Origin of the sequence: Streptomyces sp. NPDC016640 (genome assembly GCF_043076215.1) — a bacterium.
GTDB lineage: Bacteria > Actinomycetota > Actinomycetes > Streptomycetales > Streptomycetaceae > Streptomyces.
This window is the reverse complement of sequence record NZ_JBIBRG010000006.1, coordinates 302,265-323,872: the sequence shown is the minus strand read 5'-3', so window position 1 is coordinate 323,872 and position 21,608 is coordinate 302,265. Positions and strand designations below refer to the sequence as shown.

Below are 21,608 nucleotides of genomic sequence, written 5' to 3'. Positions count from 1 at the left end.
AGGACACCCGAGCGGGCGGCCCGCGCCGACGCCACCGGGGTGCCCGGAGGGCCGGGACCGGGCCGGGGGGACGCCCGAGAGCGGGTCGCGGCCCGTCCCCGCATCGCGTGAACGGCGATGCCCGGACGCCGGCGGAACGGCACCGGAACGGCTGCGCGACGTACCGAAACGCCTGCGCGGCGGCACCGGAGCACCACCGCGCAGACCCCCTTGAACCCCACGAAGCACACCCACGCCTGCGGAGGGCCGTCAGCCCTCCCCCTCACCTCACCACATCGGGGTGAAGCCGATGACCACGTTGTCGTCGCCCTGGTTGACGGCCGTGAACGCGGAGCCGGTGACCTGGGCGGAGTTGCTCTCGTTCACCGCGCCGAGGCCGGTGGCCTGCTGCTGCGCGGTGGCCGAGTTGCCGAAGTTGTCGCCGCCGACCCCACTGCCGAGGGCGTCGGCCTCGGACTCGGCGGCCGTCGCGTTCGATCCGTCGTCCGCGAGGGCGCCGTTGTCCGCCGCCGCGACGCCCGTGAAGAGGACGGCCGCGAGCGGCAGCGCGGACACCGCGGCGATGACGCGGGCGGTACGGATGCGTGCCATGTTGTGTTCCTTCCAGAACCAGAGACGCACCGGCTTATGGCCGTCAGTGCGTGAAGTACGGCTGTCACCGGGGAAGTCGACCCCCCGCCCCGGCGCTGTGCACGACGTCGCGAGATCAGAGGTGCCCACCCGGTCCCCACCGAACCGCCCCGAAGTCGTCGTTAGCACGCAAGCGTGACAACAAGTCGATAAACCCCTTCACGTCTCCCGCTTCACGCGCCGCTCCGGCGGGCCCGCCGGCACGTCAAGCCCCACACGGGGCGAACCGTTCCGGCACATGCCCCGCCGATCCCTCCGCCCCGGCGCGTCGCGCCCCCTCCCTCTTCCTTTTGTCGAACACCTGTACGAAAATAGAGCCATGGCCACCACTGACCGGCAGGCCACGACGCTGGCCCTCGCGCACGCCCTGTCAGCCGCCGAACGCGGACTGGCCGTCCTCCCCCTGTCCCGGACGAAACTCCCGGCCCTGCGCTCCCCGCACCGCGACGATCCCGATCCCGTCCCCTGCCACGGCGAGTGCGGCCGCCCCGGCCACGGTGTCCACGACGCGTCCACCGACCCCGCCCGCATCCGCCGGCTGTTCGCCGCCGCGCCCACCGCCACCGGCTACGGCATCGCCTGCGGCCGGCCCCCGCACCACCTCATCGGCGTCGACCTGGACACGAAGAACGGCACGGACGCCCCGGCCGCCCTGCGGGAACTGGCCGTGCGCCACCTGTTCACGATCCCCGTCACCGTGGTCGTCGTGACGCCGAGCGGGGGCCGCCACCTGTGGCTGAGCGGCCCGCCGGACGTCGTCGTCCCGAACTCCGCGAGCCGCCTGGCCCCCGGCATCGACATCCGGGGCGCCGGCGGCTACCTGGTCGGCCCCGGTTCCCGCACCGACCACGGCACCTACACCACCGCCCCGGGCACCGCCCACCTGTCCCCGGCGGCCTGTCCGCCCGCCCTCCTGCGTCTGCTTCTCCCACCGCCCCGGGCGCACCCCCCGGCGCCGCCGCCGGCCGGCGGACACGGCCGGGGACTGGTCCAGTTCGTCCTCGCCGCGCACGAGGGCCGGCGCAACACCTGTCTGTTCTGGGCGGCCTGCCGCGCCTACGAGGACGGCATCGGCCCCGCCCTGGTGGAGCCCTTGGTGGACGCGGCCCGCACCACGGGTCTGTCCGAACGCGAGGCCCGCGCGACGATCGCCTCGGCCGCGCGCATGACGGGCCACCACCCCTGCCCCCCGCCCCCTCCCCGCCCTCGCCCTCCACTCCCACAGAAAACCGAAAGACCCAGATGCACCACGGCTCTAGAGTGCCGACCATGGCACTCGCCCGCGCCGTCCTCGCCTCCGGCCGCTCCGTCGACCTCACCGAGCTGCGGATGTCGTCGACGTACGGCGGGCTGCTGGAGGGCTACCCCTGCAAGCCCCTCAACGACCTGACGATCGACGGGCTGCTCCGCTCCGCCGCGCGCGACTTCCCCGGAGCACCGGTCCACCTGATCGCGCCCCCGCGCGAGTACCCCGACCAGTACGCGGGCGCGTTCGGCCCGGTGGAGATGCTGCCCGCCGTCTCCTGCGTCGGCAGCTTCCGCTCCGAGGCACTCGACCCGGCCCGCGACCGCTCCCTGTACCGCTCCCGCCTCACCGTGGTCTGGTTCCAGCCGACCCCGCGCCTGCCGTCGGGCTGCGACGCCGAACCCGGGCTGCGGGACGTGTGCTGGGAGCGGCTGGCCACGGACGAAGAGCTCTGACCGCCCTCACCACCGAAGGCTCCCGTATGAACACCCCTGCGCCCGCGCCCTCCGCCGCCACCCGTTCCGGACTGCTGCGCCGCCAGTTCGAACTGACCTGGTCGCTGTTCGAGTACCACCTGGAGCGGCTGGAGCCGGAGGACTTCCTGTGGGAGCCCGCTCCCCTGTGCTGGACCGTGCGCAGGTCGCCCGACGGAACCTGGGTGCCGGACTGGGCGGACACCGAGCCCGACCCCGTGCCCGTGCCCACCATCGCCTGGGTGAGCTGGCACATCGGCTGGTGGTGGAGCGTGGCCCTGGACCACGCGCGGGGCCGCCCGCCCCGGGACCGCGCCGACATCACCTGGCCCGGTGAAGGCGCGCCCACCGTGGAGTGGCTGCGCGACCTGCGCACCCAGTGGCTGACCGTCCTGGACGACCTCACCGACACCGACCTGGACGCCACGGCCCCGTTCCCCTGGCCGAACGACCCCGCGTACACCGTCGCCGACATGCTCGCCTGGGCCAACGCCGAACTGATGAAGAACGTGACGGAGATCGGCCAGCTGCGCCTGCTGCGGGCAGCGGCCTGACGGGTGCCGCCGGCGGCTGCGGTGCTCCCGGCACGGCCCCTTGGACCCTGCCCGGCCTCGACGAGGCCCTGCGGGCCCCCGGGCCACCGCGGCGGGACCGCCGTGCCGCCCGGGCCGTGGCCATCCGCGCGGCACGGCGGACGAAACCGCGGTCCGGTTCCCGGCGCCCGCACGGCCGCTCCCGTGCGGGAAGCCCCGGACCGGTGGCCCGGGGCCCCTTCTGCGTCAGCGGGTCTGTGCCCATACCGCCAGCAGACCCACTACGGCCGTACCGGCGCCGTAGCACGCGCCCCGGAGGAACTGGTCGGCCGCGACGCGACGGCGCCGTGAGATCCACCGCGCGGCCTCGCGTGTCGCCCTGCCCCAGCGGGCCCCCGTGACGGACAGCCGTCGTCCGACGGCGCCCCGGCGGCGCGGGGGCCTCTCCGTGGGGCACCGCGACCGGGCGCTCCGTACTTTCATGGTGGTTGCACCTGCCTTCCTCGTGGCTGTGATTGGGTGTGCTGGCGGGTCATGCGGGGGAGCGGGCGTCAGAATCCGGCGAGGGCCGGGGCCGGGTGGGCGTCCGGGGCGGGGCGGAGCGGCCGGAAGACGACCCGGCCGTCGGCGTCGACGCGGGCGCCGTGCACGGCGGGTTCGGGCAGGCTGTTGTAGTGGAACGGCGTGGAGAAGTAGTAGGCGCCGGTGTCCGGGACGACGACGAGGTCGCCGACGTCGAGGAGGGGCAGCGCACGGTCGCGTGCCAGCAGGTCGCCGGCGAAGCAGCACGGGCCCGCGACGTCCTGCGGCACGGGGCGGCCGCGCTTGGCCCGGCCGCTGCCGTCGTGGGCCTCGACCCGCAGGGGCCAGGCGTCGGGGGCGAACACCGTGCGCGTGGCGACCTGTGCGCCGGCGTGGGTGATCGCGACGGGACGTCCGCCGACGGTCTTGGTGTACTCGACGTACGCGGCGATGAACCCGTTCTTGGCCAGCACGGAGCGGCCGAACTCGGTGACGATCTCGTACGCGCCCGAGAACAGGGCCGGGGCGTGCTCACGCAGGTGGTCCACGTAGGTGTCGAAGCCGGGCGTCGTCTCGTCGTCGGCGAAGTTGACCGGCAGTCCGCCGCCGATGTCGATGCCGGTGACCTGGCGGCGGCCGAGGTGGGCGTTGACCTCCTCGGCGAACTCCACCGCCTTCGCGATGCCCCGGGCGATCAGGTCCAGGGGGCAGCCCTGGGAACCGACGTGCGTGTGCACCCAGGTGAGCCAGGGGCGGTCCCGGTACGCCTGGAGCAGTCGTCGCCGGTTGCCCTCGTCCTCCAGCGGAATACCGAACTTGGAGGTCGCGGTGGCCGTGCTCATGGCGCCGATCGAGCCGGCCCCGACCTGGGGGTTGATGCGCACGCCGATCCGCGAGGCCGAGGAGCGGGTCGCCAGGATCTCGTCCAGCCGCGCGAGTTCCTGGAAGCTGTCCGCGTTCACCGTGACCCCGAGGCTCAGTGCCCGGGCCAGTTCGGCCCGCGTCTTGGCCGGGGAGTCGAACACGATGTGCGCGGGTTCGAAGCCCGCCTCCAGCGCCTGGGCGAGCTCGCCGGCGCTGGCGACCTCGCAGCCCATGCCGTTCCGGCGCAGTTCCTCGAGCACCGGGACCAGGCAGTTCGCCTTGGCCGCGAACGCGTGCAGGACCCGGAGGTCGGCGGGGAACGCGCTCCGCAGGGACGTGACGGTCCCGCGGACGCCGTCGAGGTCGACGAACCCGGCCAGCAGGGCCGTCTCGGGTTCCAGGAGCCCCTGCCGTACGGCCGCCCGCAGAATCCGCTCACGCCGGCCGGCCTTGTCGGAACCACTCATCGTGCACCCTCCCTGAAGCGGGGTCTCAGCGCCCACGGCTGCCGTGGGCGGACCTCCAGACTCCCGTCGGGAGGGTGCGGGTGTCTTCGTCGGGAGTCCCGGTGTTGCGCCGCGCGGTTCTCACCGTGGAGCGACACCGCGGACATGGCACGGCCGCCGTGGTGCGCGAGCACGACGGAACCGCCCGTTCCTCGTGGCGGCGCCCGAAGGCTCACGCCTCGCGGTCGTCGCCGCGCCCGAGGAGGCGCAGTTGCAGCTGGGCGAGGAGCCGGGCGTCCGGACTGCCGAGGTCGAGCCCGGACACCTCGGTCAGCCGGCTGATGCGGTGCCGCAGGCTGTTCGCGTGCACACCCAGCGCCCGGGCGGTGTCCGGCACGTGACCGAAGTGGTCGAGGTACGCCCGCAGGGTCCGCACCATGGTGCCCCCGCCCTGCCCGGCGTCGAACGCCACCAGGCGTGCCACCGGTGTCTCCGGCGCCGGTTCCGGTCCCGGCAGCGCGTCCAGCATCTGGTTCAGGGCGATCGTCTCGGCCACCTCGCTCGCGAAGGCGACGGTGCGGGGCTCTCCCTTCGTGAGCAGCGCTCTCAGCGCCAGGTCCGCCGACCGTCGGGACTCGGGCAGGCCCGCCAGGGTTTCGGCCACCGTGCCCAGCCCGATCCCCGCCTCCGGCCCGAACGCGTCGTCCACCTGCCGGGCCAGGGACTTCCCCAGACGTGCGACCTGCTCGACGGCCCGACCCATGTCCTGGTGCAACCCGCCCACCAGGACCAGGGCTCCCCGGTCGACCGGCACCACCACGGGCATCAGGCCGTCCGCGCCGCAGCGCACCGCCAGCAGGGCGCACAGCCTTCCGGTCTGCTCCCCCTTGCAGGATGCGCCGGGGCGCACCGCCAGGACGGCGCAGTGCCCGCGCACCGGTATCCCGGTGCGTTCCGCCAGTACGTCGGCGGATCCCCGTCCGTCGAGCAGCGCGCGGGCCGCGTCCTCGACCAGGCGGGCGTGCGCGCGGTGCGAGCGGTGGTGGAGCAGATGTGCGGCGGCCACCCGCGCCGCCGACCGCAGGGTGTCGGCGGCGTGCGGCGGGAGGTCGCCGCCCGCGGCAGCCACCCAGATCGATCCCAGGATCTCCCCGCCCGCCCGGACGGCCACCACCAGGCGTTCGGGATCGTCCCCGTGCGCCGGCCGGTGGATGACGTCGCCCGAGCCCCACAGCGCCCGGAAGAACCCGGCCTCCCGCATGGCGGCCACCCGCCACTCCGGCACCCGGCGGCCGAGGATCGTCAGCCGGCGCAACTCGTCCACGTCCTCCTTCGTGGACGAGTACGCCAGGACCCGGGACTCCACGTCCTCGATCGTCACCGCGCCGCCGACCAGCACCGCCACCGCGTCGGCCAGCCCGTTCAGGTCACCCGGCGCCACAGCCGCCACCGCCGGGTCCGCGGGGACTCCGGACAGGGCCAGACCGGCCCGCAGCGCACCGACCAGTTCGGTCCAGCCGCACCATGCCGTCCGGAACAGAACCGCCGTACCGGCGTCCTCGGCGGCCGCCCGCAGCGCGTCCGGGTGCCGCCCCGTCCTCCCCGGCCCGAAGACCACCGCGGCCGCCCCCGAGCCGGCTGCCTGCCGCACGACGTCGACGGCGGCGGCCGACTGCGGATCGACGCCCACGGCCAGCAGCACCTGTCCGCGCGGCCGGCCCGGCTCCAGGGGGTCCAGCACCGTGACCCCCTCGACCACGGCTCCCAGTCCGTGCGGGGCCGTGCCCGGCTCCAGGACCCCGGCCCCCATGACCGCCAGCAGTCTCTCCAGCGTCGGCCCCGCCGCGGCGTCCCCCTGCCCGGCCGTTCCGTCCGGCACCATCCGGCCCCCCTCGAGTCGGTGCGTCACGTGACGCTGAGTGTAGGGGCAGTCACGGGAAGGACGGGTGGAGTCGCCCCGGCCGGCGCCGATGGCGCACATCCCGGAACGGGTCGGCAGCCGCGGGAGAGCCACCTCACGGCCGTGTCTCTCCCCTGGAGCCGCCCTCGCCCTCCGGGTGTGTGACGGACAACCGACGCAACAGGCCTCACCGAGTGGCCCACTCAGGCGCATACTGGTGACAATGACAAAGCCAGCCGCACCGAAGCGCTATTTGCCCACCAGCCCGTTCAAGGCCCCGGTGACGCCGACTCCGAAGCAGTTCGCCGTGGGCGACCAGGTCACACACGACATGTACGGCCTCGGCCGCGTAATCGGCGTCGAGGACGGAATCGCGGTGCTCGTCGATTTCGGCTCGACGCAACAGCGGATCCTGGTCCCGTACTCCAAGATGAGCAGGCTCTGACACACCGCTGTGCCCGGTCACGGCACGCCAGGCGTCTTCACGGCCCTGTACCGAATGGGAGACCTTTCATCGAACTGACCTCGTTGTTCTCCGCTCCGCAGGGAGCGCCCCGCGCTGCCACCGCGGCATCGCCGCCTCCGGCGACGGACCCCTTCCAGGCTCCGGACTTCGGGGAGGGCGAAACCTTCGTGTTCGACGAGGACGCACAGGCGTCCCTGCCGGACCCGGGCGCGGCTCGACGCAAGGCAGACCGGCTCCGCCGGTGACCGTGGCTCGTCCGTGCGGTCGCCCGCGCGTGCCCCTTCCGTCCCCGGTCGAGCGGGTGACCACGGGGAACAGCGCGCGACCACAGAGCCCCGACAGGTGAACGGCCCTCGACCGACTACCAGGTCAGGGGCCGTTTCCGCTGTTCCCGGCGCGGAGGCGGTGGGTTGTGAACCCACGGTGACATCGCTGCCACGACGGTTCTCAAGACCTTTCGGCGATCGCGGCCGTTGTCCGACGCGCCGCAGGTCAGACGCACGCAGGCACCCCTGCGGAGCCGTCGTCATCGTGCCCGCGGGCGCCGTCGTGCCCGCTGGACCACGTGTCGGAGGCTTCGGCCACCTGGTCGTCGGCCGGCGACCGGACGGGCGCAGTGCCGAGTGGTCACGCTCACGTTCGGGTGCCCGAGCCGGTGCGCGGCGGTCCTGACGCCGTACCGGTCGGCGGCCCACGTCCCAGGGGAGGCACGGAGGTCGTGCGGAGCCACACCGGTGAGGCCGGCCGCCGAGACGGCGGGGTCGAAGTACGCCTTGCGCCACGGTTGTGGCGCGGGGTGGGAGGTTCGGCATCGCGACGAGTCCGTCGACTCGGGCGACCGTGCCCCATCCGTGCCCGATCGAGCGGGGAACCCCGGGAACCCCGGGGACACCGGGGACACCGGGGAGTCACGACGCGCGGACATGAGAGTGGCCCCCGACCGGACGTCCAGGTCAGGGGCCGTTCTCACTGCTCATCGCGCGGAGGCGGTGGGATTTGAACCCACGGTGACATCGCTGCCACGACGGTTTTCAAGACCGTTCCCTTCGGCCGCTCGGGCACGCCTCCCCGCGCCGGCCGGTGATCGGCGGCGCGGGGACAAGGGTAACGGGTCGGTGCCGGGGGGTGGGTGTCAGCTGTCGCCGACGCGGGAGCCCAGGGTGAGTTCCGTGGTGCGCTCCTTGCCGTCGCGTTCGTAGGTGAGCGTGACCTCGTCGCCCGGCTTGTGGGTCCAGATCTCGCCGATCAGGGTCGGGCCGGAGTCGATGACCCGGTCGTCGAGCTTGGTGATGACGTCACCGGGCCGCAGACCGGCCTTGTCGGCGGGGCCGCCCGGGTCGACGGGCTCGGAACCGCCCGCACCCTGGTCGGTGATCTTCGCGCCGCCCGACGCCTCCTCCAGGGAGACCGACGCGCCGATCTTGGCGTAGACCGGCTTGCCCGTTTTGATCAGCTCCTGGGCGACGTACTTGGCCTGGTTGATCGGGATGGCGAAGCCCAGGCCGATCGAGCCGGACTGCCCCGTGCCGAAGCCGCCGTTGCTGGTGGACTGGATCGCGGAGTTGATGCCGATGACGTTGCCCTGCGCGTCCAGCAGCGGACCGCCGGAGTTACCCGGGTTGATGGACGCGTCGGTCTGCAGGGCGCTCATGTACGAGGCCTGGCTGCCGGTGCCGTCGCTGGAGGCCACCGGGCGGTTCTTCGCGCTGATGATGCCCGTCGTCACCGTGTTGGACAGGCCGAAGGGCGCGCCGATCGCGATCGTCGAGTCGCCGACCGCCACGTCGTCGGAGTTGCCGAGGGTGAGCGGCTTCAGGTCCGAGGGGGCGTCGTCCAGCTTGACGACCGCGACGTCGTAGCCCTGCGCGTTGCCGACCACCTCGGCGTCGTACTTCTCGCCGTTCGGGAAGGTCACCGACAGCTTGCCGCCGTCGACGGCCTCCGCCACCACGTGGTTGTTGGTGACGATGTGCCCCTGGGTGTCGAACACGAAGCCGGTGCCGGTTCCGCCCTCGCCGCTGCTGCTCTCGGCCTCGATGGTGACCGTGCTCGGCAGCGCCTTGGCGGCCACGCCGGCGACCGTGCCCGGGTCGCGCTTGACGTTGCCGCCGCTGGTGGAGGACGAGACGGTCGTCGAGCCGCTGCCGTCGTTCTCCTTGGCCAGCGTGTAGCCGAGGCCACCGCCCACGCCGCCCGCGGCCAGCGCGGCGACCAGGACCGCGGCGACCAGACGGCCGCGTCCGCCGCCCTTCCTCGGCGCCGGCTGCTGGTACGAGGAGCCCCAGCCGCCGGCGCCGTGCCCGGCACCGCCGTCGCCGTACGACGGGGTGGACGGCGCAGGGGGAGGGGGCCAGGAGGCGTCGGGGGCGGCGGCGGGCTGCGGGCCCGCGGGGGGACCGGCAGGCGCCCCGCCCCGGGGGTCCGGGGCGCCGTGAGCGCCGTAGGCGTCGTGCGGGCCGTAGGCGTCATGGACGCCGGGGACCTCGTGCCGGCCCTGGGTGCCCTGGGTGCCGTAGCCGGCTGCCCGGCCCTCGGGGCCCTGCGGGCCGGTGCCGTATCCCTGGTGTGCCGAAGCAGCGGGAGCATCCACCGGCGGGGGCGGCGGGGCGGACGGGGCAGGGGGTACCGAGGTGCCCTCGTTCTCGGTGCTCACAGCTTCTCTCCTCGATCCACGGCTGTTCTTCCCGGTCGCGCTCGGTCCGGCTCGTTCACGCTCGTCCACGAGTCCGTCGCGATGCAGCTGGCATGTCTCTTTGTATGACGTCAGCTTTTCCCATGGGCCGTCAGGGCACCATAAGCCGTTCCTGTGGGTCCGGGATCATTCTTTACATAGGGCATTACTCACGTAAGGTGCGCCACCCGATGTCTCCGACCGGACGCCGGTCCCCCCACACCGCTCCGAGCGCACGTCTACCCGCGCACGGTGGCACCATGACGCGGTGACCCACGCACGGCAGCACCCGCCCCGAGTCGTCGCGCACCGCGGAGCCTCCGAGGACGCCCCCGAGCACACCCTGGCCGCGTATCGCAAAGCGATCGAGGACGGCGCGGACGCACTCGAATGTGATGTACGCCTGACTGCCGACGGTCACCTTGTGTGCGTTCACGACCGTCGCGTCAACCGTACGTCCAACGGGCGCGGAGCGGTCTCGGCGCTGGAGCTCTCCGATCTGGCCACCCTGGACTTCGGCTCCTGGAAGAGCCGCGCCCCCGGCGGGGGGCCGCGCGTCGAGGAGCCCGACTGGGAGCACCGCCCGGAGGACCGGGAGGCCACCTCCGTCCTCACCCTGGAACGGCTCCTGGAGCTCGTCACCGACGCCGGGCGCCGGGTCGAGCTGGCGATCGAGACCAAGCACCCCACGCGATGGGCGGGGCAGGTGGAGGAGCGGCTGCTGCTCCTGCTCAAGCGGTTCGGGCTCGACGCGCCCGCCACCGCCGAGGACTCGCCGGTCCGCGTGATGAGCTTCTCCGCGCGGTCGCTGCACCGCGTGCGCGCCGCGTCGCCGACGCTGCCCACGGTCTACCTGATGCAGTTCGTCTCGCCCCGGCTGCGCGACGGACGGCTGCCCGCCGGCGTGGGGATCGCAGGGCCGTCGATCCGCATCGTGCGGGGCCATCCCGCGTACGTCGAGCGCCTGAAGCGGTCGGGCCACCGGGTGCACGTGTGGACCGTGAACGAACCCGAGGACGTGGACCTCTGCGTGCGTCTCGGTGTGGACGCCATCATCACCAACCGCCCCCGCGCGGTGCTGGACCGGCTCGGCCGCTGACCGCGCGGGCTCCCACCGGCCCCCGGCGCCCCACCGGCCCCAAGAAGTCCGTGCAGACGTCTTGACCCCGCACCCCTTCGCGGCACATCCTCACATCTCGGCCACACCGAAGAAATCCAGCCACATGGCTACAGGGAGTGCCCCGGCGCGTTCAGTGCGCATTCGGTCGTTTCGAGTGCGTCACCGCCGACGGTCCGGCCGGTTTCCGGTTCAGGCCAATGGGGCATCCACACCGTGGCGTGGGGCGAAGGAGGTCTCGGGGGTGGCGTTGGTGGTGGCACGGGAGGTGCCCACGTCGTCGAGCATGGCCGTACCCCATGGCCCTGCGGGCGTGGGGCAGGCGAGGCGCCGTATGCGCACGCAGCTGCGCGACGGCGGCGTCGCGGACGCGGTCGTCGACGACGCCGTACTGATCCTTTCCGAATTGCTGAGCAATGCGTGCAGACACGGCAGACCGCTGGGCGACGCCCCGGCCGGGGACGGCGACGTACGCGCCGCCTGGCAGGTGGACCCGCGCGGCCGGCTCGTCGTCGAGGTCACGGACGGCGGCGGCCCGACCCGCCCGGCGCCGGCCACCCCGTCGGTCACGGCACACGGCGGCCGGGGACTGAACATCATCACCGCGCTGGCCGACGACTGGGGCGTACGCGACGAGGTGCCGGGCGAGGTCACGGTGTGGGTGGTCGTCCACGAGGACGTGTACGACCCGGACGCCGGCACCGGGCACCGGCGCGAGGACTTCGCCGCCCGGGTGACCGCCCCCTCGGTGTCCCGCATCCCGGGACTGGGCCTCGCGGACGTCTTCGACGACCTGGACTGAGCCCGCGCAGCGGGCGCTCCGACGGCCGCGGGACACCGGGAAACGGACCACGGGTCGGCACACCGTCCACAGGACCCCGTCGGCCGTGGCGTGAACGGCTAGGCTCCCGCCCGTACGAGACGAGCCGTAACCGGGAGACACCCACGATGGCCAAGAAGCGACCCCAGACGAAGGCCAAGCGACCGCAGCGCACGGACGGAGCCCGCGCCGCACGCGCTGATGGGGAGATCCCGGTCGTCGGTGCCCGCGAGCCCTGCCCGTGCGGCAGCGGCCGTCGTTACAAGGCCTGCCACGGCCGTGCCGCCGCGCACGCGGCGACCGAGCTGGTGCACCGGCCGTTCGAGGGCCTGCCGGGCGAGTGCGACTGGGTGGCGCTGCGCGAGCTGGTGCCGGCCGCCACCGTCGAGCTGACGCTCAAGGACGGCCTGCCCAAGGGCGTCCCGTCGGTCACGCTGGCCACGGTGCTGCCGATGGCCTGGCCCGCGCTGCGCCGCGACGACGGCTCGGTCCTGATCGGCCTGCAGAACGACACCTCCTCCGGTGACATCAGCCGCGATCTCGCGGACACCCTGCGGCGCGCGCTCACCGCCGACCCGGGTACGCCCGTGCAGTCCCGGCGCGCTCCCGCCGACGGCCCCCGGCTGCAGGATCTCCTCGACCCCGAGGGCGGGTTCGAGCCAGTGGTGCACAGCGGGTTCGAGTTCTGGATCCCGGATCCGGAGAAGGCCTCCCCGGACGTCACCGCTTCCCTGGAGCGGGCCAACGCCGCGGCCATCCCGACCGTGAAACTGTCGGGCGTGGACGCCGCGTACTGGTGCGAGACGCCCGAGAAGAACCATTTGCGGTGGGTCATGCCGCATCCCGAGGAGCAGCTTCTGGACGCTCTCGCCCGGCTCCACGCGGCGGGCCGGTCCTCCCTCGGCGAGGGCACCCGCCTCGTGGGTTCCTTCCGCGCTCACGGGCTCACCGTCCCGGTCTGGGACCTGCCCAGCGGGGTCGGCGCCGAGGACGTGGAGAAGCCGGCGGCCGAGTTCGCCGAGCGACTCGCCGCCGCGCTGGCCACGGACGCGCCGCTCACCGCCGACGAGCGCCGGGCGCGCGGCGGCCTGACAAACCGCCAGGTCACGCTCAGCTGAGACCCCGTCGTACCGGGGGTTCCGCCGGCCGGCCGGCCGGCGGAACCCCCGGTACCGCGCGACGCCGGGACGCACCACAACTTACGGCGCGGACAGGTCAGTCGGTGACCGGAAAAGCCGAGACCGAATTTGCGAACCGCCGATCTCTTGTTACCGTTCCATCAGCCCGGTTGCTGGTGCATCCCCCGTCGCCAGCAACCGGGTCTTTCCGTGCCGGTCGCCGCTCACGGAATGCGATGGAGCGTCAACCACTCGTCGCCGCCGGTGAGTTGCTCCCGGAGCGCGGCAGGGGTGGCCCTCCTCCGGTACGGCCCGCGGACTCCGCGACCGCCGTGCACCCCCGGCCCTTCGCCGCACGCGCGTGGAGCGCGGACTCCGCCCGGCGGCCTCCTGATGCTCCGTACGGCTTCTCCAACGCCCCGGTACCGGCAGCTCCGGTCGCACCGCCTCGGTAGGGCCGGGGCTCCGGTCCGCACCGTCGGCGAGGCGGCCGCAGGGGCGTGCCCGGACGTCCCCTGCCCGGGCCGCCGCCGTCGCACGGACCGCCACGGCGCCCGCGCGAGTGAGGGGACGGATTCCCCGAGGGTTCCCCGGGACACCGTCGGGGGATTCCGGCCGCGCCGACGGCCACGGATCCGACACGACACCGTGCGACCGGGAAACGACGGCGCCCCGGGGCGGCGCCCCGGGGCGAGGTGCCGAGCCCGGCGGCGAGCGCCGTCCGCCGCTACAGCTCGGGCGCGCTCACACCCGTACGGGTGAGGGCCTCGACCACGGCGTCCACCACGGCCTCGACATCAGGCACCCAGGGCGAGGCCGAGCCGGGCAGCGGCGCGCGCTCCCAGCGGATGCCACCCTGTGCGGTCTCGGAAGGGGGCAGGGCGAGGTAACCGCCCTCGCCGTGGAAGCGGAGCGAGCCGGGGACGAAGTCCTGGGCGTACAGCAGTTCGCCCAGCTGCTCCATGGAGTACGGCTTCACCAGGACCGACCAGCGGGCCGGCGAGGCCACGACGGGACCGAGCCGCACGCCCCGGCGGTCGAGCACGGCGAGGGCGCGGGCGGCCGGCAGCGCCGGCAGGGAGACCGCGCAGGGGGCCTTGCCGCCGGTGGCGAGGATGATCGGCGCCGTCGGCCGGTTGCCCCACCACCAGCGCACCATGCGCGGGTCGGTGGTCGCGGCGAGGAGACCGGGGTCGAACGGATGGGCCCCCGGCACCGTGCACTCGGGGTCGGGACAGCCGCAGCGGGAACGGCCCTGCGGGTCCGCCGCCACACCCGGGAGTACGGGCCACTGCCATTGCGCGGCGAAGGTCAGGGCCGCGCCGATCAGCTCAGGCCCCCCGTCACCTCGCCGGGGCAGGAGCCTGCGTCGCCTTCCGAGGATCTCGCGCATGAGCGCTCGTTCCTTTCCGTTGCACGCCTGGCAACACCGTGGTCCACATCACGTCATGAGTCGATCACTTCACTGTGCGTACCTGTTGGCGCATCACACCCCCGCACCAGGCAGGGGGAACCCCTATGGGCCGAGCTCGGGCTGCCTCCGCTGCCGTCCCGCCCGTACTGCGTCTATCAGAAGTACGGGTGTGGCGTGGGGGTGGCGAAGTCTGGCGTTTGCCGTCGCGCGTGTTTCTCTCCGCCTCCGCCACGGGAGGATGGGGCACGGTCGTCGGTGGTTAAGACGCCCGGGTCCGTCGCCAGGTTCCCGGGTGGTTCCCCACCACCCCTGGCCTTCACCGAGTACGTACCCATCACGACCGCTGTGACGCTCCGTCGAGCAAGGCCAGTCGACCGCAATAGGCCTTCCTCTGAGGCAGTTTCAAGCCAACTTCATCTTTCGGCAAGAGGTCTGCCGGCACTTCCCTTCCGTCCCACGGACACCAGGAATACCAGCAGGACAATGCTGGACATCTCCTCACGAGTACGTGTACATGTGGAGACACTGCCGGCGGCGCAGAATGACATGGGGGTTTGCGATGCTTTTGAGCAGTATGTACCGGCCGGAAAGCCGGACGCCATGAACGCCCCGCACCCTCCGAAAGTGGCCGGAATCGATTCAGCGGTTCCCTCACCAGCACACACTGTCACGTCCGTCACGGCGGGTACCTCCGCCGTTCCCGCGGCAAACCCCCGGAGCGCGCCCGGCGCGCTGCTCCAGGACCGCCTCGCCGGCTGGGTGTCCGACCTCACGACCCTTCACGAACTCACCGAGCGCCTGGTCCGCGCGAGCGCGCTGGAGGAGGCGCTCCGGGAACTGGTGCGCGCGGGAGCCGCGCTGGTGGGCGCACGGCGCGGCCTCGTCGCCCTGGAACCCGCCGACGGTCTCGGACCGGCCACCACCCTCGGCCTCGGGCTGGCCCGCGCGGACCTCGGCCACATGGAGACGGTGCCGCGCGGCTGTCTGGCGTACGGCAGGATCCTCGACGGGCTGCCCGGCGCCGACGACGGCATCGCCGAGCCCGACCTGTTCGCCGAGAAGGGGCTCGACCCCCGGCACCGCGAGGTCGCCGCCCGCCTGGGCTACGCCGCCAGCTACGCCCTCCCCCTCACCACCGAGGCCGCCGGGCGCCTGGGCGCCGCGGTGTGGCTCTACGACGAGCCGGCCGAGCCTTCGGAGCGGCAGCGCCACCTCGTCGGCCTGTACGCCCGGCACGCCGCCGAGCACCTGGCCCGGCTCCTCGAACTCGAGCGCACCCGTGCGCGCATGGCCACGATGTCCGAGGAGCTGCTGCCCAGCCGTCTGCCCCGGGTCGCCGGCGTCCAGCTCGCCGCGCGGCACCGCACCTCCCCGCGCGGGGGCGGCGACTGGTACGACGCGCTGCCGCTGCCGGACGCCGCGCTCGGTCTCGCCGTCGGGTCCGTCACCGGCTCCGGGCCCAGCGCGGTCGCCGCGATGGGGCGGCTGCGGGCCTCCCTGCGCGCGTACGCCGTGATGGAGGGCGAGGATCCGGTCGCCGTCCTGTCCGACCTGGAGCTGCTGCTGCGGCTCACCGAACCCGCCCGGTCGGCCACCGCCCTGTTCGGCTACTGCGAACCCGCGCTGCGGCGGATCACCCTCGCCGGAGCCGGGCACAGTCCGCCGCTGCTGCTCGGTGAACGCCGCACCGAGTTCGTCGAGACCTCGGTCTCCGCCCCGCTGGGCATGCTCGCCTGCTGGGAGGCGCCGAGCGTGGAGTTCCAGGCGGAGCCCGGAGAGACGGTTCTGCTCTACACCGACGGGCTGCTGCACCGCACCGGCGACCCGACCGACCGCGCCTTCACCCGGCTGCACGCCGCGGCGGCGGGGGTGCCGAAGGCCCTGCGCCACGATCCCGGCGCCGTCGCCGACCACGTCCTGCGCACGGTGCTCCCCGAGGGGGCGGACGCGGCGGACTCCGCCGAGGACGTGGTGCTGCTGGCGGCGCGGTTCGAGTAGCCGCACCGGCGGGGTCCCCTCACCCCTCGCTACCCCTCGCTCACCTGCGGTGACAGGGCATTTGCGCCCCGTGCCCGATTCGGCACGACCGTACGATGGTGGAGGTCCCCCACTCGAGCGGAAGCACTGCGCAACACGAGCCCGGGGGAGGTGCAGTGGCGTATCGAGGAGGATGACCGCCGTGGCAGAACAGCTTTCGGAGACCCCGGAGACTGCCGAAGAGGAGCCCGTCAAGCAGCGCAAGAACGGCCTGTACCCGGGCGTGTCCGACGAGCTGGCCGAGAACATGAAGAGCGGCTGGGCCGACACCGAGCTGCGTGACCTGCGGCCGGTCCCCCAGGCCGCCGAGACCGCCGCGCGGCGCGCGGCGCTGTCCGCGCGCTTCCCGGGCGAGCGTCTGGTCGTCCCCGCGGGCAACCTGAAGACCCGCTCGAACGACACCGACTACCCCTTCCGCGCGTCGGTCGAGTACGCCCACCTCACCGGCGACCGGACCGAGGACGGCGTCCTCGTGATGGAGCCGGCGGACGGCGGCGGCCACACCGCGACGATCTACCTCCTGCCGCGCTCCGACCGTGGGAACGGCGAGTTCTGGCTGGACGGACAGGGCGAGCTGTGGGTCGGCCGCCGCCACTCCCTCACCGAGGCGGAGAAGCTCTACGGCATCCCCGCCTCCGACGTGCGCGAGCTGGCCGACGCGCTGCGCGAGGCCACCGGCCCGGTGCGGGTCGTGCGCGGTCACGACGCCGGGATCGAGGCGGCGCTGACCGACAAGGTCACCGCCGAGCGGGACGAGGAGCTGCGCGTCTTCCTCTCCGAGCTGCGGCTGGTCAAGGACGACTTCGAGATCGGCGAGCTGCAGAAGGCCGTCGACTCCACCGTGCGCGGCTTCGAGGACGTGGTGAAGGTCCTCGACAAGGCCGAGGCGACCAGCGAGCGCTACATCGAGGGAACGTTCTTCCTGCGCGCGCGGGTGGAGGGCAACGACGTCGGCTACGGCTCCATCTGCGCCGCCGGCCCGCACGCCACCACCCTGCACTGGGTGCGCAACGACGGCCCGGTCCGCTCCGGCGACCTGCTGCTGCTCGACGCGGGTGTGGAGACGCACACGTACTACACGGCCGACGTCACGCGCACGCTGCCGATCAGCGGCCGGTACACCGAGCTGCAGAAGAAGATCTACGACGCCGTGTACGACGCCCAGGAGGCCGGCATCGCGGCGGTCGGGCCCGGCGCCAAGTACCGGGACTTCCACGACGCCGCGCAGCGCGTGCTGGCCGAGCGGCTCGTCGGGTGGGGCCTGGTCGAGGGGCCCGTGGAGCGGGTGCTGGAGCTGGGTCTGCAGCGCCGCTGGACGCTGCACGGCACCGGTCACATGCTCGGCATGGACGTCCACGACTGCGCCGCCGCGCGGACCGAGACGTACGTCGACGGCACGCTGGAGCCCGGCATGGTGCTCACCGTCGAGCCGGGCCTGTACTTCCAGGCCGACGACCTGACCGTGCCCGAGGAGTACCGGGGCATCGGCGTCCGCATCGAGGACGACATCCTCGTCACCGAGGACGGCAACCGGAACCTCAGCGCCGCGCTGCCCCGGCGTTCCGACGAGGTCGAGGCGTGGATGGCGGATCTGAAGGGCTGACGCGCGACGCGGCGGCCGGGCGCGCACGCGTGCCCGGCCGCCGCCGCATCGCGGCGCCCCCCGACGGCGGGGGTCTTGCGCCTCGGCCCCTTTCGGCCGTACGGCGCCTGACGCCCGGCGTCCGATGCCCGGCGTGCGACGCCCGACGGACGCCTGTTCGGCGGAACGCCGCGACCGGCGCACCCCTTTTTTACGGGGATGCAGCGCCTTTTATCACTTATGGGCAATTCGCCGTACGGTAGACTTCTTTACCGAGCCTAAACGCTTCGTTGAGCGGCCTTTTGCCCTTCCGCAGGCCTGCTTTTCCGGCGCTCCCGGCGTTCGCCGGCACCTCTGGATCCGAGTGCGATGGGGGGACGTGACCATGGACCGGCCTGTCCACGCCGCTGGTCTGCCCACCACCGGGGCGTCCTGCCGTCCGCCCGTCCTGACCGTCAGGACCGTGCGCATCGACAACACGGCCCGTGACAGCGTGCCCGATTCCAGCGGTACCGCTCCCGGCGTCTGATCTCAGCGTCCGACGCACACGCCAGGTGCTCCCCTCCTGACGTCACACCGCCCGCCCGGCCGGCACCCGTAGGCCCCGCCCGCCGATGGGCCGGGCCGGAGCCGCCCGCGGGGCCGCCGCCCGCCCGGTCGCCCGCCGACACCCGCCTCGTCGCTCCCGGACCCGCCGGGACCGGCCTGTCACGCCCATCCGGTCCGACCGACCCCGCGCTCCCGTACGACGCCCGGACGCGTCGCCGGCCCCACCGGCGGCGCGCCCGCCCGCCGCCCTCTGCCACGAAGGCACAGACGCCGTCACCGAACCGAACCGGAGGACCGACGCCCGTGCACGACACCACCGCCATGCTCATCGAACTCGGAGCGATCATCCTCGCCCTGGGCCTGCTGGGCCGCCTCGCCGGACGAGTGGGCTTCTCCCCCGTCCCCCTCTACCTCCTGGCCGGACTCGCCTTCGGCCACGGCGGTCTTCTGCCCCTGCGGGCCAGTGAGGAGTTCGTCGCCACCGGCGCCGAGATCGGCGTCATCCTGCTGCTGCTCCTGCTCGGCCTGGAGTACAGCGCCTCCGAACTCGTCACCAACCTCAAGACCCAGTACCCCTCCGGCGCGGTCGACCTCGTCCTCAACGCGGTGCCCGGCGCCGTCGCGGCACTGATCCTGGGCTGGGGGCCGGTGGCCGCCGTCGCGCTGGCCGGCGTCACCTGGATCTCCTCCTCCGGGGTCATCGCCAAGGTCCTCGGGGACCTGCGCCGGCTCGGCAACCGCGAAACCCCCGTCGTGCTCGGCGTCCTCGTCATGGAGGACCTCGCCATGGCCCTCTACCTGCCGATCCTCACGGCCCTGCTGGCCGGCGTCAGCCTGGCCGGCGGCACCGTCACGCTGCTGATCTCGCTGGGCACCGTCGGCGCCGTCCTCTACGTCGCGCTGCGCCACGGACGGCTGATCAGCCGCGCGGTCTCCTCCGACAACGCCGAGATGCTGCTGCTGGTCGTCCTCGGACTCACCCTGCTCGTCGCCGGCATCGCCCAGGAACTCCAGGTCTCCGCCGCCGTCGGCGCCTTCCTCGTCGGCATCGCCCTGTCCGGCGAGGTGGCGGAGGGCGCCAGCGCCCTCCTCACCCCGCTGCGGGACCTGTTCGCCGCCGTCTTCTTCGTCTTCTTCGGCCTGTCCACCGACCCGGCCGACATCCCGCCCGTCCTCGTACCGGCCCTGCTCCTCGCCCTCGTCACCGCCCTCACGAAGGTCGCCACCGGCTGGTACGCCGCCCGCCGCGCCGGCATCCGGGGCGGGGGCCGCTGGCGGGCCGGTGGCACCCTCGTCGCCCGCGGCGAGTTCTCCATCGTGATCGCCGGCCTCGCCGTCGGCGCCGAGCCCCGCATCGGTCCCCTGGCCACCGCCTACGTCCTGATCCTCGTCGTCGCCGGCCCGCTCACCGCCCGCTACACCGAGCCGCTGGCCCACCGCCTCACCCGCGGGGCCGCGGCGCCGACCGCCGTGCCCGCCGACGCGGAACGGGCCGAGTCCGCCCGCCTCACCGCCTGACCGGGGCGCGGCCGGCCGGCCGGCGAACCGTGCGGGCGCCGGCGCTACACCGCCAGCAGCGGAGGGTCCCCCCGCCACTTGAGGATCTTGTCGAAACTCACCACCGCGCCGCCCGGGCCCGGCTTGTTGCCGATGTGGACGTGGTCGGCCAGTTCCTGGATGAGGCGGAGGCCCCGGCCGTGCTCCGCGTCGGGCGGCGCGGAGCGGACCGGCGTGCGGGGGCGCCCCGCGCTCGCGCCGGGGAACCCCGGGCCCGCGTCGGCGACCTCGATGCGGCACTTCTCGCCGTCGAGGTAGGCGGTCACCCGGTACTCCTCCGAGGTGCCGTCCCGCGCGGTGTCCCCGCCGTGCTCGACCGCGTTCGCGCAGGCCTCGCTGAGGGCGACGGACAAGTCGTAGGAGACGTCCGGGTCGACGCCCGCGGTCTCCATGGTGCCGAGCAGCAGGCGCCGGGCGAGCGGCACGCTGGCGGCATCGCGTCGCAGATGGAGTGACCACCAGATGCTCATGCTCCAGCCTCCTGGCTGCGGCTCGACATACCGTTACGTATTGCCCTGAGTGCCCGTCGGTAAGCGTGAAGTTGACGAGACAACACCCATATGGCGGGCGCGCCGGGAAGCCGACCGGTGTATGTGGGGCAGCCGTCGCAGATGTGATCTTCCGGTCGTACCTCATCTTGCGGACCTGCCGTACGACGCATGGTGGGCTGGTGCGATGATGAGGCCGCCATGACTGCCCCCCACTCGCGCACGATGCGCTCCGGAGGAGGACTCCGGATCCTGCGGGCCGCGGTGTTCGCCGCGGTCTGCGTCGTGCTGGCCGGGGCCGGTCACAGTTTCGCCGCCCGCGCCACCGTCCCGCTGTGGACGCTCGGCGCGGGATTCCTGGGGGCGGTCGCGGTCGCCGCGCCGCTCGCCGGACGCACCCGGTCGCTGCCGGGTATCGCGGCGCTGCTGGCGTTCGGCCAGACGGCGCTGCACATCCTGTTCGGCCTCGGACAGCACGGCGCGGCCCCCTCGGGTCCGGGTCCGTCGTCCGCGCTCTCCGACGCCACACTGGTCGAACAGGCCGCGCGTCTGCTGTGCGGGCCCGCCCGGGCGGGACTCAGCCCCGCGCAGGCCCAGCGCCTCCTCGTCGAGGCGGGGATCCACCCCGGCGGGGCGGAGACCCACGCGGCGCAGGCCGCGGCCGACGCCGCGGGTTCCCCGGTGTCCCTGCTGCCCTCGCTGTCGATGCTGCTCGGCCACATCCTCGCGGCGTCGGCCGCGGGATGGCTGCTGCGCCGCGGCGACCTGGCTCTGCTGCGACTGGCCGACCTGTCGGCCCAGGGGGTCGCCGAAGGCGCCCTCGTACGGTCCCTCCGCGCGGCGCTCGCCCTGGTGCGCGCCCTGCACGCCGGGCTCCGGGAAGCACCGGAGAAGACGCCTCGCATGGCGCGCACCGCGCTCCTCCCACCGCCCGCGCCCCAGACCACGGCACTCCAGCACACGGTGATCCGCCGGGGCCCGCCGGCCGCCGACACCGCACTCGCCCTCGCCGCCTGACACGAGGCGACCACCCCTCCGCCACCGCCCGGCCCCACGGGGCTTCCGGGTTCTCCGGTCCTCTGGGTTCTCCTGGTTCTCCGGGTCTTCGCGGTGCGGGGAGGCCGCCGGCGTGCGGCACGCGCGTGTGCGCCCGATGTCCGTGTGCGCCCGGTCCC

17 protein-coding genes, 1 tRNA gene and 2 pseudogenes are annotated in these 21,608 nt (G+C 73.6%); 12 read left to right on the top strand and 8 right to left on the bottom strand.

Annotated elements, in window-relative coordinates:
- Nucleotides 1–267: 267 nt before the first annotated feature.
- Complete coding sequence (locus tag ACF07S_RS15430; protein WP_391974358.1) at nt 268–591, bottom strand: hypothetical protein; 324 nt, start codon at nt 589–591, stop codon at nt 268–270.
- Nucleotides 592–949: 358 nt separating this feature from the next.
- Between ACF07S_RS15430 and ACF07S_RS15425 the strand changes: the two are divergent.
- The 3 genes and pseudogenes from ACF07S_RS15425 to ACF07S_RS15415 form a co-directional block, all read left to right on the top strand.
- Nucleotides 950–1,813, top strand: a pseudogene (locus ACF07S_RS15425) (bifunctional DNA primase/polymerase); the annotation flags it as partial.
- A gap of 86 nt (nt 1,814–1,899) precedes the next feature.
- A complete protein-coding gene (locus ACF07S_RS15420) occupies nt 1,900–2,331 on the top strand; it encodes a hypothetical protein (RefSeq protein ID WP_391962551.1) in 432 nt (143 codons plus the stop codon).
- A gap of 26 nt (nt 2,332–2,357) precedes the next feature.
- Nucleotides 2,358–2,903 (top strand): DinB family protein, encoded by a 546-nt coding sequence (locus ACF07S_RS15415; RefSeq protein WP_391962552.1) that lies wholly within the window; start codon nt 2,358–2,360, stop codon nt 2,901–2,903.
- A gap of 530 nt (nt 2,904–3,433) precedes the next feature.
- Here ACF07S_RS15415 and ACF07S_RS15410 read toward each other — a convergent pair.
- Nucleotides 3,434–4,735 carry a diaminopimelate decarboxylase gene (locus tag ACF07S_RS15410; protein WP_391962553.1) on the bottom strand — a complete coding sequence of 434 codons (1,302 nt, stop codon included), beginning with the start codon at nt 4,733–4,735 and terminating at the stop codon, nt 3,434–3,436.
- A 211-nt stretch (nt 4,736–4,946) separates the two neighbouring features.
- The gene (locus ACF07S_RS15405; protein WP_391974357.1) at nt 4,947–6,623 is read right to left on the bottom strand and encodes a PucR family transcriptional regulator; all 1,677 of its coding nucleotides are present in this window, start codon (nt 6,621–6,623) and stop codon (nt 4,947–4,949) included.
- 214 nt (nt 6,624–6,837) lie between these two features.
- Here ACF07S_RS15405 and ACF07S_RS15400 point away from each other — a divergent pair, with 214 nt between their 5' ends.
- On the top strand, nt 6,838–7,059 hold the full coding sequence (locus tag ACF07S_RS15400; protein WP_391974356.1) for a hypothetical protein: 222 nt from the start codon (nt 6,838–6,840) through the stop codon (nt 7,057–7,059).
- A 513-nt stretch (nt 7,060–7,572) separates the two neighbouring features.
- On the opposite strand, the pseudogene ACF07S_RS15395 reads toward ACF07S_RS15400, so the two are convergent.
- From ACF07S_RS15395 to ACF07S_RS15385, 3 genes and pseudogenes are all read right to left on the bottom strand, one after another.
- Nucleotides 7,573–7,861: pseudogene (locus ACF07S_RS15395) on the bottom strand (site-specific integrase); the annotation flags it as partial.
- Nucleotides 7,862–8,061: 200 nt separating this feature from the next.
- Nucleotides 8,062–8,148 (bottom strand) — tRNA-Ser (locus ACF07S_RS15390).
- Nucleotides 8,149–8,212: 64 nt separating this feature from the next.
- On the bottom strand, nt 8,213–9,733 hold the full coding sequence (locus ACF07S_RS15385) for a S1C family serine protease (RefSeq protein ID WP_391962556.1): 1,521 nt from the start codon (nt 9,731–9,733) through the stop codon (nt 8,213–8,215).
- 286 nt (nt 9,734–10,019) lie between these two features.
- On the opposite strand from ACF07S_RS15385, the gene ACF07S_RS15380 reads away from it, so the two are divergent.
- From ACF07S_RS15380 to ACF07S_RS15370, 3 genes are all read left to right on the top strand, one after another.
- Entirely contained in the window at nt 10,020–10,850 is an 831-nt protein-coding gene (locus tag ACF07S_RS15380; RefSeq protein WP_391974355.1) for a glycerophosphodiester phosphodiesterase, read from the top strand.
- Between the two features lie 262 nt (nt 10,851–11,112).
- Complete coding sequence (locus ACF07S_RS15375; protein ID WP_391962558.1) at nt 11,113–11,670, top strand: ATP-binding protein; 558 nt, start codon at nt 11,113–11,115, stop codon at nt 11,668–11,670.
- A 146-nt stretch (nt 11,671–11,816) separates the two neighbouring features.
- A complete protein-coding gene (locus ACF07S_RS15370) occupies nt 11,817–12,806 on the top strand; it encodes a DUF5926 family protein (protein ID WP_391974354.1) in 990 nt (329 codons plus the stop codon).
- A gap of 727 nt (nt 12,807–13,533) precedes the next feature.
- Here the strand turns inward: ACF07S_RS15370 and ACF07S_RS15365 are convergent.
- Complete coding sequence (locus ACF07S_RS15365; RefSeq protein ID WP_391974353.1) at nt 13,534–14,199, bottom strand: bifunctional DNA primase/polymerase; 666 nt, start codon at nt 14,197–14,199, stop codon at nt 13,534–13,536.
- A 504-nt stretch (nt 14,200–14,703) separates the two neighbouring features.
- Here ACF07S_RS15365 and ACF07S_RS15360 point away from each other — a divergent pair.
- The 4 genes from ACF07S_RS15360 (at nt 14,704) to ACF07S_RS15345 (ending at nt 19,906) form a co-directional block, all read left to right on the top strand.
- Nucleotides 14,704–16,218 carry a PP2C family protein-serine/threonine phosphatase gene (locus tag ACF07S_RS15360; RefSeq protein WP_391962561.1) on the top strand — a complete coding sequence of 505 codons (1,515 nt, stop codon included), beginning with the start codon at nt 14,704–14,706 and terminating at the stop codon, nt 16,216–16,218.
- 172 nt (nt 16,219–16,390) lie between these two features.
- Entirely contained in the window at nt 16,391–17,860 is a 1,470-nt protein-coding gene (locus ACF07S_RS15355; protein ID WP_391962562.1) for an aminopeptidase P family protein, read from the top strand.
- A 364-nt stretch (nt 17,861–18,224) separates the two neighbouring features.
- Complete coding sequence (locus ACF07S_RS15350; protein WP_391962563.1) at nt 18,225–18,368, top strand: hypothetical protein; 144 nt, start codon at nt 18,225–18,227, stop codon at nt 18,366–18,368.
- A 323-nt stretch (nt 18,369–18,691) separates the two neighbouring features.
- Nucleotides 18,692–19,906 carry a cation:proton antiporter gene (locus tag ACF07S_RS15345; protein ID WP_391962564.1) on the top strand — a complete coding sequence of 405 codons (1,215 nt, stop codon included), beginning with the start codon at nt 18,692–18,694 and terminating at the stop codon, nt 19,904–19,906.
- Nucleotides 19,907–19,950: 44 nt separating this feature from the next.
- On the opposite strand, the gene ACF07S_RS15340 is transcribed toward ACF07S_RS15345, so the two are convergent.
- Entirely contained in the window at nt 19,951–20,415 is a 465-nt protein-coding gene (locus tag ACF07S_RS15340) for an ATP-binding protein (protein WP_391962565.1), read from the bottom strand.
- 219 nt (nt 20,416–20,634) lie between these two features.
- Between ACF07S_RS15340 and ACF07S_RS15335 the strand changes: the two genes are divergently transcribed.
- A complete protein-coding gene (locus ACF07S_RS15335; protein WP_391962566.1) occupies nt 20,635–21,450 on the top strand; it encodes a hypothetical protein in 816 nt (271 codons plus the stop codon).
- Nucleotides 21,451–21,608: the final 158 nt, after the last annotated feature.

What these genes read in the sequence shown, in the direction of transcription:
- ACF07S_RS15430 (WP_391974358.1), bottom strand. Translation starts at nt 591, where the DNA reads ATGGCACGCATCCGTACCGCCCGCGTCATCGCCGCGGTGTCCGCGCTG.
- ACF07S_RS15420 (WP_391962551.1), top strand. Translation starts at nt 1,900, where the DNA reads ATGGCACTCGCCCGCGCCGTCCTCGCCTCCGGCCGCTCCGTCGACCTC.
- ACF07S_RS15415 (WP_391962552.1), top strand. Translation starts at nt 2,358, where the DNA reads ATGAACACCCCTGCGCCCGCGCCCTCCGCCGCCACCCGTTCCGGACTG.
- ACF07S_RS15410 (WP_391962553.1), bottom strand. Translation starts at nt 4,735, where the DNA reads ATGAGTGGTTCCGACAAGGCCGGCCGGCGTGAGCGGATTCTGCGGGCG.
- ACF07S_RS15400 (WP_391974356.1), top strand. Translation starts at nt 6,838, where the DNA reads ATGACAAAGCCAGCCGCACCGAAGCGCTATTTGCCCACCAGCCCGTTC.
- ACF07S_RS15370 (WP_391974354.1), top strand. Translation starts at nt 11,817, where the DNA reads ATGGCCAAGAAGCGACCCCAGACGAAGGCCAAGCGACCGCAGCGCACG.
- ACF07S_RS15365 (WP_391974353.1), bottom strand. Translation starts at nt 14,199, where the DNA reads ATGCGCGAGATCCTCGGAAGGCGACGCAGGCTCCTGCCCCGGCGAGGT.
- ACF07S_RS15360 (WP_391962561.1), top strand. Translation starts at nt 14,704, where the DNA reads ATGCTGGACATCTCCTCACGAGTACGTGTACATGTGGAGACACTGCCG.
- ACF07S_RS15355 (WP_391962562.1), top strand. Translation starts at nt 16,391, where the DNA reads ATGACCGCCGTGGCAGAACAGCTTTCGGAGACCCCGGAGACTGCCGAA.
- ACF07S_RS15350 (WP_391962563.1), top strand. Translation starts at nt 18,225, where the DNA reads ATGGACCGGCCTGTCCACGCCGCTGGTCTGCCCACCACCGGGGCGTCC.
- ACF07S_RS15340 (WP_391962565.1), bottom strand. Translation starts at nt 20,415, where the DNA reads ATGAGCATCTGGTGGTCACTCCATCTGCGACGCGATGCCGCCAGCGTG.
- ACF07S_RS15335 (WP_391962566.1), top strand. Translation starts at nt 20,635, where the DNA reads ATGACTGCCCCCCACTCGCGCACGATGCGCTCCGGAGGAGGACTCCGG.